The organism is Segeticoccus rhizosphaerae, from assembly GCF_005222685.1.
GTDB lineage: Bacteria > Actinomycetota > Actinomycetes > Actinomycetales > Dermatophilaceae > Segeticoccus > Segeticoccus rhizosphaerae.
This window is the reverse complement of the sequence record NZ_SWMA01000044.1, coordinates 20,512-32,444: the sequence shown is the minus strand read 5'-3', so window position 1 is coordinate 32,444 and position 11,933 is coordinate 20,512. Positions and strand designations below refer to the sequence as shown.

The window sequence follows — 11,933 nt, the reverse complement described above, 5'->3', positions numbered from 1 at the left end:
CGGGCTACCTGGACATGGTCGCCGCCGAGCTCAACGACCGGCCCCGCAAACGCCTCGGCTGGCGCACCCCCGCCGAAGCCCTCGACCAACTACTGTCGGAACAGTCAGATCCACACGGTGTTGCACCCACCGCTTGAATCCGCCGCCCCAAACCTCCCGAAGATTCCTCCGTCTCGGGTGGGTGGGCGGCGGCGGTGTCGCGGTGCGGGACTAGGCGAGGCGGGCGGCGATGGCGTCGCCGATCGCAGTGGTATGCCGTGCCGCGTCGCCCCGCTCGAGCAGGTCGGCGGCCACCGCGGCCTCGACCCGCGCGGCGTCGTCGCTCCGGCCGAGGTGGTCGAGCAACAGCGCGACCGACAGGATCGTCGCGGTGGGGTCGGCCTTGCCCTGACCCGCGATGTCGGGCGCCGAACCGTGCACCGGCTCGAACATGCTGGGCGCCGTGCCCTCGGGGTTGATGTTGCCCGACGCGGCCAGTCCGATGCCCCCCGCGATCGCGGCGGCGATGTCGGTGATGATGTCGCCGAACAGGTTGTCGGTGACGATCACGTCGAATCGCCCGGGGTCGGTCGTGAGGAAGATCGTGGCCGCGTCGACGTGCAGGTAGTCGGTGGACACGTCGGGGAACTCGGCCCCCACCTCGTCGACGGTGCGCCGCCAGAGGTGACCGGCGTGGGTGAGCACGTTGTGCTTGTGCACCAGGGTGAGGTGCCGGCGCTCGCGCCCCTGCGCCCGGGCGAACGCGTCGCGCACGACCCGCTCCACGCCATACCGGGTGTTGACGCTGACCTCGGTCGCGACCTCTGCCGGGGTGCCGACGCGCAGCGCGCCGCCGTTGCCGACGTAGGGCCCCTCGGTGCCCTCGCGCACGACGACGAAGTCGATGCCGTCCGGGGCGACGCGATCGACCGCGAGCGGGCTGGCCACCCCGGGGTAGAGGCGGGCGGGACGCAGGTTGACGTAGTGGTCGAAGGCGAAGCGCAGTCGCAGCAGGAGTCCGCGCTCCAGGACCCCGCTCGGGACGCCGGGGTCGCCGACCGCCCCGAGCAGGATCGCGTCGTGGCCGCGCAGCTCCTCGAGCACCGAGTCAGGCAGGGTCTCCCCGGTGGCGTGCCACCGACGGGCGCCCAGGTCGTAGTCGCTGGTCTGGAGCTTGAGCCCGTCGCCGGTGACGGCCTCGAGGACCTTGAGCCCCTCGGCGACCACCTCCGGCCCGATGCCGTCTCCCCCGATGACGGCGAGGTTGATCGTGTCCTGCGCTGCGTTGGCCATGACCGTCATGGTAGGCACCGTCTTGCATCGTGGATACGGCGTCTCATATGACGAACGGCCTCCCCCTGGAGGTGGGGAGGCCGTTCGAGGGCACTGCTCGGGCTCCTGCAGCCCGAGCGCGCGATCAGTCGCGCAGGTCCATCGACTCCTGCAGGGCGCGGCGCGCTTCAGCCTGTTCTTCGGTCATGTCGTTCACGTCCTTCTGGCCGGCCGTCCGGCGTAGGTCACGTTCGTTGGTGGTGCGTCTCGGATCGATCGGTATGCCGATCGCGTCGTCAGCGGGCAGCGCGGGGTCTCCGCGGCAGGCTGCTGACTTATCGAGACCCGCCGCGGCAGCGAAGGATGAGGAACTGCCGCGTCATGTACTCGAGAGTACGGGCCGGGGTCCGGTCGCTGGTACCCCTTATCCACATGCTGGACGGATCGGGCCGGCCGCCCACGCTTCTGCTTCCTACCGGACGACCCCGGACGACCCCGGACGGCTACGGACGACCACCGACGACGAGGCCCCGCTGCCCGGGGCCGGGGCCGGGGGACGCCGGTGGCGGGATCGCGGCTGGCTCAGCGGGTCTGCGCGCGGGTGCGAAGCAGGCTGCCGCCCCCGGGCGCGGCGAGCAGCCCGTTGCCGAGGTCGTCGCCGACGTACCAGGCGGTGGCCCGGTGCCCGTCCGCGCTGACCGGAGCGGCGGCCTCGTCGTCGGGGGCGAACGGGAAGGCCCGCAGGCCGACCATGAGGGGGTCGCCGGTGCCCATCCCGAGCCGCACCGGGCTGAGCTCGCGGACCGTGGCCGGTCCTCGCACGGCTCTGCCACGGCGGACCCTGCCCTGGGCCGAGACGGCACGCCACGGCGACCGGCGCAGCGCGCGGCGGGCCCGGCGGCACTGGGCCAGCCCGGCCAGCGCGGCCACCGCGACCGCCACGGCGAGGACGCACGCGATCGCGAGCAGCACCGCCGGCCAGCCCGGTCGGCCGCCGGGGTCGTGCAGGAGCAGTGTCGCAACGGCTGCGGCGCCCAGCACGGCCGCGAGACCGAGACAGCCTGCTGCGACGCGGGCGAGCCGCCGGGTGTGCTCCTGCAGGAAGGTGCGCGCCATGGGTGAGTCGAGGGCGGGCCCGGGACCCGGTGGCGCCGGTTCGAGCGCTCGTGCGGTCGAGGCCGGCGGCGCGATCCCCCCGCCTCGTCGCGCTCGGTGCAGCAGCACGTTGCCCGCGTAGAGCGCCGCCCCCACCACCAGCACCACGCCGAGCACGCTGAGCGGACGGACCCGGACGCGGGTGAGCACCAGCCCGGCGACGAGGGCCACCCCCAGGTAGAGCCAGGAGCGCGGGATCGACTTCACGGATCGGAGTCTAGGGACTCGGCCACCGCACAGAAGTTGCTGGGGACCGGCGTCGTCGACGACGCCGATCCCCAGCAACTTCGTGTCTGGGCGCGGAATGTCCGGGCGCGGACCTCCGGGTCAGCGGGAGGCGGTGCCCTCGGTGTAGTCGGAGTCGCCCGTCTTGATCCAGCCCATCAGCTCGCGCAGCTTGCGGCCGGTCTGCTCGATCGGCTGTCCCTCGGCCTCGGCGCGCAGCCGCTTGAACTCCGGAGCACCCGCGTCCTGGTCCTTGATGAACCGGTCGGCGAAGGCGCCACTCTTGATGTCGGCGAGCACGCCCTCCATGTTCTTCTTGACATGCTCGTCGATGACGCGCGGACCGGAGACGTAGTCACCGAACTCGGCGGTGTCGGAGATCGACCAGCGCTGCTTGGCCAGGCCGCCCTCATACATCAGGTCGACGATGAGCTTGAGCTCGTGCAGGCACTCGAAGTAGGCGATCTCGGGCTGGTAGCCGGCCTCGGTGAGCACCTCGAACCCGGTCTGCACCAGCCGCGAAGCCCCACCGCAGAGCACGGACTGCTCACCGAACAGGTCGGTCTCGGTCTCCTCGGTGAAGGTCGTCTTGATCCCACCGGCACGCAGGCCCCCGATCGCCTTGGCGTAGGACTTGGCCAGGTCCCAGGCCTTGCCGCTCTCGTCCTTCTCCACGGCGAGCAGCACGGGCACGCCTCTGCCGTCGACGTATTCGCGGCGCACGAGGTGTCCCGGACCCTTGGGGGCCACCATCGCCACGTCGATGCCGGCGGGCGGGTTGATGTAGTCGTAGCGGATGTTGAAGCCGTGGCTGAAGAAGAGCGCGTCGCCCTCCTTCAGGTTGGGCTCGATCGCGTCGGCGTAGAGCGCCCGCTGCACGTGGTCGGGCGCGAGGATCATGATCAGGTCCGCCTCGGCGCAGGCCACGTCCGGTGTCACGACCTTGAGCCCCTCGGCCTCGGCCTTGGCCCGCGACTTCGAGCCCTCGAGCAGCCCGACCCGCACGTCGACGCCCGAGTCGCGCAGGCTCAGTGCGTGGGCGTGCCCCTGGCTGCCGTAGCCCAGCACAGCGACATGGCGCCCCTGGATCAGCGAAAGGTCTGCATCGTCGTCGTAGAACATCTCGGCCACGTCGGCCACTCCTTCGAGTTGGGTTGTGTTCGTTGGTCACACACGGTATGCCGTGTGCCTGGCTGGTGTCGCGGCCGTCCGTCAGGCGGTCCGCAGCGCGCGGTCGGTGATCGAGCGCGGTCCTCTCCCGATCGCGACCATGCCCGACTGCACGAGCTCCTTGACGCCATACTGCTCGAGCATCCGCAGGAACGCCTCCAGCTTGTCGCCCGTGCCGGTCGCCTCGATCGTGATGGCGTCCGGTGAGACGTCGACCACCTTGGCGCGGAACAGCTCGACGATCTCGAGCACCGCCGAACGGGTCTGTCCGTCGGCCCGCACCTTGATCAGGATGATCTCCCGCTGGACCGAGGCGTCCCGCTCGAGCTCAACCACCTTGATCACCTCGACCAGCTTGTTGAGCTGTTTGGTGAGCTGCTCCAGGGCCAGTGACTCGACGTCGACGGCCACGGTCATCCGCGAGATCTCGGCGATCTCGGTCGGACCGACCGCGAGCGAGTCGATGTTGAAACCACGCCGCGAGAAGAGTCCGGCGATCCGGGCCAGGACACCGGGCTTGTTCTCGACCAACACCGACAGGGTGTGCTTGCTCATCCCGTCCTCCTATTCCTCGTCCCGATGCCAGACGGGGGTGCCGCCGCGCGCGATCTGGATCTGGTCGTTGCTCACTCCGGCGGGCACCATCGGCCACACCATCGCGTCGCGCTCCACCACGAAGTCGATCACCACCGGCCGGTCGTTGATCTCCATGGCCCGGTTGATGGTGGCGTCGACGTCCTCGACCGACTCGCACCGCAGCCCCACGCAGCCGTAGGCCTCGGCCAGCTTGACGAAGTCGGGCACCCGCTGGCCGACGCTCGTGTGCAGGTCGGTGTTGGAGTAGCGCTCGTTGTAGAAGAGCGTCTGCCACTGCCGGACCATGCCCAGGCTGGAGTTGTTGATGATCGCGACCTTGATCGGGATGTCGTTGATGACGCAGGTCGCGAGCTCCTGGTTGGTCATCTGGAAGCAGCCGTCGCCGTCGATCGCCCAGACGGTGCGGTCCGGCTCGGCCGCCTTGGCGCCCATGGCCGCCGGCACCGCGAAACCCATCGTCCCGAGGCCGCCGGAGTTGATCCAGCTGTTGGGCCGTTCGTAGCTGATGAACTGCGCCGCCCACATCTGGTGCTGGCCGACTCCGGAGACGAAGGTCGAGTCGGGTCCGCTGATCGCGCCGAGCCGTTCGATGACGTACTGCGGCGGCACGCCGTCGCCCTCCGGAGCGGTGTAGCCGACGGGGAAGTCGGCCTTCCACTGCTGCACCTGGGCGCGCCACGCGGCACCGCGTTCGGCCACCGGCGGCTCCGTCTCCGCCGACAACGCCTCGAGGAGCTCGACCACCACCTCGTCGACGTCACCGACGATCGGCACGTCGGCCACCCGGTTCTTGGAGATCTCCGCCGGGTCGATATCGGCGTGGATGACCGCGGCGTCCGGCGCGAAGGTGGACAACACACCGGTGACCCGGTCGTCGAACCGCGCGCCGAGGGTGATCAGCAGATCCGACTTCTGCAGGGCGGTCACCGCGGCGACGCTGCCGTGCATCCCCGGCATGCCGAGGTGCAGCGGATGGCTGTCGGACACCGCACCGCGGGCCATCAGCGTGGTCACCACCGGGATCTGGGTCAGCTCGACCAGCTCCCGCAGCTTGGCGCTCGCACCCGCGCGGATCACGCCGCCGCCGACGTAGAACACCGGCCGCCTGGACTCGCGGATCAGGCGGGCCGCTTCCCGAATCTGCTTGGCGTGCGGGCGAGTCCCCGGGTGGTATCCAGGCAGCGCGACCTTGGGCGGCCAGTCGAAGGTCGTCTGCGCCTGGAGCGCGTCCTTGGCGATGTCGACCAGCACCGGCCCGGGGCGGCCGGTCGAGGCGATGTGGAAGGCCTCGGCGATCACCCTCGGGATGTCGTCCGCCCGCGTCACCAGGTAGTTGTGCTTGGTGATCGGCATGCTGATGCCCCGGATGTCCGCTTCCTGGAAGGCATCCGTGCCGATCGACCGCGAATTGACCTGGCCGGTGATGGCGACGATCGGGACCGAGTCCATGTAGGCGTTCGCCAGCGGGGTGACCAGGTTGGTGGCGCCCGGTCCGCTGGTCGCCATGCAGACTCCCACCCTGCCGGTCGCCGACGCGTAGCCCTCGGCGGCGTGCCCGGCACCCTGCTCGTGACGGACGAGCACGTGCCGGACCTTGGTCGAGTCCAGCAGCGGGTCGTAGGCCGGCAGGATGGCCCCACCGGGGATCCCGAAGACCGTGTCGACCCCGACCGCCTCGAGCGCCTGGACCAGGCTCTGGGCTCCCGTGACCGGCTGGGCCGCGCGCAGGGCGGGCCGTGCTGCCAGGTCGGCGGGGGTCGGCGCAGCGTGCGCCGCCGCGGGGGCGGGCCGGGTCGCGGTGGCCTTGCCATCCGTCACTGTCGTCACCACTTTCGAAGTTCGCGGGCTCGTGCCCGAATCAGGTACAAAAAAACCCCTCGTCCGCCGTGGACATGAGGGGCAGCGTGCGAGCTCCGGTCGGAGCCAGCACGCTAGGGGAGTACGAGGATTCGGGCCACGGACCCACAGTCCACCACCCCGCACCGGGTGTCAATCGGTCCCGCCTGTCATCTCGCCATCCGGACGTGACGTCCGTCTCCCGGACCACTCGGCACACACGCCACAGCGGTATGCCGAGTGGTCGCCGCGCTCAGCCGCAGACCGCACCCTTGGACGCGCTCCCGACCAGCCTGCGGTACTTGGCGAGCACGCCCCGGGTGTACTTCGGCTCCGGGTGGGTCACGCCGGCCGCCCGGCGCCGGGCCAGCTCCTCGTCCTCGACCAAGAGGTCGAGGGTCCCCGCGGCGACGTCGAGCCGGATCCGGTCGCCGTCGTGGACAAAGGCGATCGGCCCCTCGTCGACGGCCTCCGGGGCCACGTGCCCGACGCACAGGCCGGTGGTGCCTCCCGAGAACCGGCCGTCGGTGAGCAGAAGCACGTCCTTGCCGAGCCCGGCGCCCTTGATGGCACCGGTGACCGCGAGCATCTCGCGCATGCCGGGGCCGCCCTTGGGTCCCTCGTAGCGGATCACCACGACGTCGCCCTTGCCGAGCGCGCCGCCCTCGACCGCATCCATCGCGGCCCTTTCGCCGTCGAAGACCCGGGCAGTGCCCTCGAACACGGACTCGTCGAAGCCCGCGGACTTCACGACCGACCCCTCCGGCGCGAGCGATCCGGTCAGGATGGTGAGGCCGCCGGTCTGGTGCATCGGGGTGTCGAGAGCCCGGATGACCTTCCCGTCGATGTGCGGGGGGTTGAGTTCCTCGAGGTTCTCGGCCATCGTCTTGCCGGTGACGGTGAGGCAGTCGCCGTGCAGCAACCCGGCCTCGAGCAGGGTCTTCATCACCACGGGGATGCCCCCGATGTGGTCGATGTCCTTCATGACGAACTGGCCGAACGGCTTCACGTCCGCCAGGTGCGGCACCTTGGCGCCGACCCTCCTGAAGTCCTCGATGGTCAGGTCGACCTCGGCCTCGTTGGCGATGGCGAGCAGGTGCAGGACCGCGTTGGTCGAGCCGCCGAAGGCCATCACGACCGCGATGGCGTTCTCGAAGGCCTCCTTGGTCATGATCTGGCGCGCGGTGATCCCCCGGCGGAGCAGCTCGACCGCGGCCTCGCCCGACTTGCGCGCGAAACCGTCGCGGCGCCGGTCGGTGGCCGGCGGGGCGGCCGAGCCGGGCAGCGACATCCCGAGGGCCTCGGCGACCGCAGCCATCGTGTTGGCGGTGTACATCCCGCCACAGGCGCCCTCCCCCGGACAGATGGCGCGCTCGATCGCGTCGACGTCCGACTCGGGGATCTTCCCTGCGGCGCACGCACCCACCGCCTCGAAGGCGTCGATGATCGTGACCTCCTTCTCGGTACCGTCGGAGAGCTTGGCGATGCCGGGCAGGATGGACCCGGCATACAGGAAGACCGAGGCGAGGTCGAGCCGCGCGGCCGCCATCAACATCCCGGGCAGCGACTTGTCGCACCCGGCGAGCAGCACTGAGCCGTCGAGGCGTTCGGCCTGCATGACGGTCTCCACGGAGTCGGCGATGATCTCGCGGCTCACCAGCGAGAAGTGCATCCCCTCGTGCCCCATCGAGATGCCGTCGCTGACGCTGATCGTGCCGAACTCGAGCGGGTAGCCACCCGCCGTGTAGACACCGTCCTTGACCGCCTTGGCGAGCCGGTCGAGGGACAGGTTGCACGGCGTGATCTCGTTCCACGAGCTGGCCACGCCCACCTGCGGTTTGGCGAAGTCGTCGTCGCCCATCCCGACCGCGCGCAACATGCCACGGGCCGCGGCCTTCTCGATCCCGTCCGTGACGTCCCGGCTACGGGGCTTGATGTCGATCTGGGTCTGCGCGGAGCTCACGTCGGCACTCATGCCGAGGATTGTATGGCGGACCGTCCGGTCCGTGGACGGGCGTCCCGGATCGCGGGCGTCACCCGACCACGTCAGGTGCCCCTGTCCGCCATCCGCTCGGCGAGCTGCGCGAAGGACTCCTTGACCATGTCGGCGTAGAGGTTGGCGCCCTCGATCCCCGGGTGGACGTGGTCGGACTGCAGCATGCCGGGATGGGCCGAGATGGTCTGGTGCCAGTCGGCGATGATCACGTTGGGGTAGCTGCTCGCGATCTCGGCCAGCGCCGCGTTGGCGTCGGGGATCCAGTCGCTCACGCCATACAGGTTGACCAACACGATCATCCGGTCCGGGCCGAGCGCATCGAGCACGTCGCGGACGGTCTGCCGGTCGGCGATGCCGCCGTTGGTGCCGAAGTCGAGGATGACGGCCTGTCGGACGGTGCCCTCGGCGAGGCGCTGCTGCACGGCGGCCCTGCCGTCGGGCCACTGCCGGTTGGACTTGGCGTCCATCATGATGCCGGGGAACCGGTCGGCGAGGCCGGTGGCGCTCGTGACCACCAGGGAATCGCCGAAGGCGGTGATCTGCCTGCCGGTCGGGACGCGAGCGGAGCGCTTCGCCGCCGCCGTGCCGGACTCGTTCTTGGCCGCCGACGGCTTCCCGGAGGACGGGCTGGTGGCGGGTTGCCCCGAGCGCTCCGTCGTCGGAGACGGTGCGGCGGTCGGCGTCTCGGTGGCGCTGCCGGCGGTGCCGGTGGGGTTCGGCGTCGTGACGTGCGACGGTGACGAGTCGGCAGTGGACCGCGCGGTCAGCTGCTCATTGGCCTCGATCTGCCGTTGCACGGAGGACTTGTCCGGGGCTGCGGCAATGGCCACACCGCAGGCGGAGACGAGCAACAGGGTCGTGGCGGCGGCGATCTTGGGGACGCGTGCGCGCGGCCAGGACTGGCGCAGCCCGCCGGCGAACTCACGCAGCGCACCCGCGAAGCCGAGTCGCCGCACCGGCACCTCGAGCCACCGGTAGGAGGCAGCAGACACCGCGAGCGTCACGGCGAGGGCCAGGGCCCGGCCGAACCAGGACAAGCGCGAGTCGGGCACCGTTGCCGGCAGCGCCTCGGTGACGATGAGGATCACCGGCCAGTGCCACAGGTAGATGCCGTAGGAGCGCTCGCCGACCCAGACCACCGGTCGCAGCTCGAGGACCGACCGGAGCGGGCTCGGGCCGGCGAGGAGGCAGGCGATCAGACCGGCGGTCAGCAGGCTGCCCAGCAGGATCCCGCCGCGGAAGGTCAGCACCGTCGACTCGCGCAAGCCGAACATGAGCCCGGCCAGACCCGCCAACATGGCCAGGGACGCCGGCGTCCGCCACCGCGCCCAGCGCTGCTCGGTGAGCAGGCTGCCCTCGGGCGAGGACCAGAAGAACGCCAGGCCCACGCCGATCATCAGGCCGAACAGGTGGGTGTCGGTGCCGTAGTAGACCCGGGTCGCATCCTGTCCGGGGCTCACCAGCAGCCCCATCAGCAGGGCCGAGGCGCCCGCGAGCCCCAGGGCGATGGCGATGCGGTGCCGGGAACTCGGCACCAGCGCGAGGATGATGGCCAGGGCGATCGGCCAGAAGAGGTAGAACTGCTCCTCCACCGCCAGGGACCAGAAGTTCACGAAGAGCTGCGGTGCGGTCTGCGAGAAGTAGCTGGATCCGGCCGAGATCTCGAGCCAGTTGTTGCTGAAGGTCAGCGCGCCGAGCACCTGGCGACCGATGTGGACCAGCAGGTCGCCCTCGGTCAGGGCCGCCGCGGGCACGGTGACCAGGACAACCAGGGCGATGGCAGGGATCAACCGGCGCGCGCGGCGCAGCCAGAAGGACGGAAGGTTGAGCCGACCGTGCGACCGCAGCTCACGGATCAGCAGGGTCGTGATGAGGAAACCGCTGAGGACGAAGAAGACGTCGACGCCGAGGAATCCCCCGGGCAGAGTCTGGGAGCGCAGGTGGAAGATCAGGACCGCCAGCACCGCGATCGCGCGCAGCCCGTCGAGCCCCTCGATGCGACCGGTCTGGTGCCGGACCCTCGACCCATCCGCCATGACTCGCCCTTCGACCCCTCGGTGCGGCCTTACCACTGGTGTCAAGCGTAGGGGCGGAGCCCTCTGTTCACGGGGAGGCGCACCGGGCCGGCCGCGCGTGTCCCTCCCCGGTCAGGGAGGAGTCGCGGGACTCTCGGTGGACCGTCAGCCACCCGCGACCGACGGCAGGACGTGCACCACCGCGCCCGGCATGACCACCGTCTGCAGGCCACTGCCTCTCCGCGCGTCCTCGCCATCGACGAAGAGGTTGACGTGCCGGCGCAGGGCGCCCGTCTCGTCGCGTAGCCGCCGGACCAGCTCGGGCCAGCTGTCGCTGAGGGCACTGAGCAGCTGGTCCAGGGGCACTCCGGCCTCGTCCACGGCGACGCGCAGCTCACCGGCGCCCCCGGCCAGGTCCCGCAGGACTCCCGGGATCCGCAGTCGCACCTCTCCCGTCACGGTCCGTGTCATTCGTCCCTGCCCTGGGTCACTGGTCGCGCTCCTGGATACCCCGCCGCCGCTCATGGCAACGCGGCCGCGCGGACACACAACACGTCCGGCAGCTGCTCGGCCAGGCGCTCGAAGCTGCGCCCAGCGTCGATCGAGACGAAGACGTCACCGTTGCGGGTGCCCACGTAGACGCCCGCCTCGTGGTGGTCGTCGATGGCCGCCGCGTCGCGCAGCACACAGGTGTAGGAGGGGTGTGGCAGGCCGTTGCTCTGCTTCTGCCAGGTGCCGCCCGCATCGGTGGAGTGCTGCAGCTGCAGCTCGGCCTCCGGTGGGATGCGCTCGCCGTCGGCGACGACCGGCACGACCCACAGCTCGTCGCCATGGCTCGGGTGAGCCAGCACCGTGAAGCCGAAGTCGGTCGGCAGGCCGTCGGCGATGGAGGTCCAGGTCTGTCCGCGGTCGTCGGATCGGTAGACGCCGTGGTGGTTCTGGGCGTAGAGCCGCGTCGGCGTCGAGCTGTCGCGCGCCACCTTGTGCACGCACTGTCCGAACTCCGGCCACGGGTCGGGGTTGTAGGGCGCCTTGATGCCCTTGTTGGCCGGAGACCACGACTTGCCGCCGTCACCCGTCGTGTAGACACCCCCGGTGCTCATGGCGACCACCATCGAGGCCGGGTCCTGCGGGTCGGGCAGGACGGTGTGGATCGCTCCTCCGCCGAAGCCCTCGCCCCACTCCGTGCGGTGCGGGTGGTCCCACAGCCCCTGCACGAGCGAGAAGCTCTGACCACCGTCGGCGCTGCGCCACAGGGCGTGCGGCTCCGTGCCCGCCCAGACCACGTCGTCGTCGGTCGGGTCCGCGACGATCTGCCAGACGCGTTCGAGCGCCGCCCCGGTCTTCTCCGGGAACTGGATGGCACCGTGCGGCGTCTCCTCCCAGGTGCTGCCCAGGTCGTCGCTGTGCAGGACGGTCGGCCCCCAGTGTTCGGAGCGGGTCCCGACCAGCAGTCGCCGCCGGCCGGCACGGGTGTCGATGCCGATGCTCGGCACCTCGTGCATCAGGAAGTGCGGCCCGTCCAGGGCCCAGCTTCGGCGGTCGCTGCTGTGGGCGAGCCAGAGCCCCTTGCGGGTGCCGATCGCCACGAGTGTCTGCGTCATCCCCACAGTGTGACGTGGGCCACTGACAGGTGCCAGATCTTTCTCGGCGCAACCCGGCGCCGGCTCGTCAGGCCAGGTGCCCGA

9 protein-coding genes and 1 pseudogene are annotated in these 11,933 nt (G+C 70.6%); 1 reads left to right on the top strand and 9 read right to left on the bottom strand.

Annotated elements, in window-relative coordinates:
* Positions 1 to 137, top strand: a pseudogene (locus tag FCN22_RS22980) (IS30 family transposase); the annotation flags it as partial.
* 73 nt (positions 138 to 210) lie between these two features.
* Here the strand turns inward: FCN22_RS22980 and FCN22_RS19255 are convergent.
* The 9 genes from FCN22_RS19255 to FCN22_RS19215 all read right to left on the bottom strand — a co-directional run bounded on the left by FCN22_RS19255 (position 211) and on the right by FCN22_RS19215 (position 11,849).
* Positions 211 to 1,272, bottom strand: coding sequence for a 3-isopropylmalate dehydrogenase (locus FCN22_RS19255; protein ID WP_137123187.1), 1,062 nt, complete (start codon positions 1,270 to 1,272; stop codon positions 211 to 213).
* A gap of 561 nt (positions 1,273 to 1,833) precedes the next feature.
* Positions 1,834 to 2,613: a hypothetical protein gene (locus FCN22_RS19250; protein WP_137123186.1), complete on the bottom strand. Its 780-nt coding sequence runs from the start codon at positions 2,611 to 2,613 to the stop codon at positions 1,834 to 1,836.
* Positions 2,614 to 2,733: 120 nt separating this feature from the next.
* Positions 2,734 to 3,762, bottom strand: coding sequence for a ketol-acid reductoisomerase (ilvC, locus tag FCN22_RS19245; RefSeq protein WP_274381640.1), 1,029 nt, complete (start codon positions 3,760 to 3,762; stop codon positions 2,734 to 2,736).
* A gap of 81 nt (positions 3,763 to 3,843) precedes the next feature.
* Positions 3,844 to 4,356: an acetolactate synthase small subunit gene (gene ilvN, locus FCN22_RS19240; protein WP_137123185.1), complete on the bottom strand. Its 513-nt coding sequence runs from the start codon at positions 4,354 to 4,356 to the stop codon at positions 3,844 to 3,846.
* Between the two features lie 9 nt (positions 4,357 to 4,365).
* On the bottom strand, positions 4,366 to 6,216 hold the full coding sequence (locus tag FCN22_RS19235; RefSeq protein ID WP_137123184.1) for an acetolactate synthase large subunit: 1,851 nt from the start codon (positions 6,214 to 6,216) through the stop codon (positions 4,366 to 4,368).
* 271 nt (positions 6,217 to 6,487) lie between these two features.
* A complete protein-coding gene (ilvD, locus tag FCN22_RS19230; protein WP_137123183.1) occupies positions 6,488 to 8,209 on the bottom strand; it encodes a dihydroxy-acid dehydratase in 1,722 nt (573 codons plus the stop codon).
* 71 nt (positions 8,210 to 8,280) lie between these two features.
* Positions 8,281 to 10,266, bottom strand: coding sequence for an acyltransferase family protein (locus FCN22_RS19225; protein WP_137123182.1), 1,986 nt, complete (start codon positions 10,264 to 10,266; stop codon positions 8,281 to 8,283).
* 144 nt (positions 10,267 to 10,410) lie between these two features.
* On the bottom strand, positions 10,411 to 10,716 hold the full coding sequence (locus tag FCN22_RS19220; protein WP_137123181.1) for a MoaD/ThiS family protein: 306 nt from the start codon (positions 10,714 to 10,716) through the stop codon (positions 10,411 to 10,413).
* Between the two features lie 50 nt (positions 10,717 to 10,766).
* Positions 10,767 to 11,849, bottom strand: a complete 1,083-nt coding sequence (locus FCN22_RS19215; protein ID WP_137123180.1) for a WD40/YVTN/BNR-like repeat-containing protein — start codon at positions 11,847 to 11,849, stop codon at positions 10,767 to 10,769.
* Positions 11,850 to 11,933 lie beyond the last annotated feature (84 nt).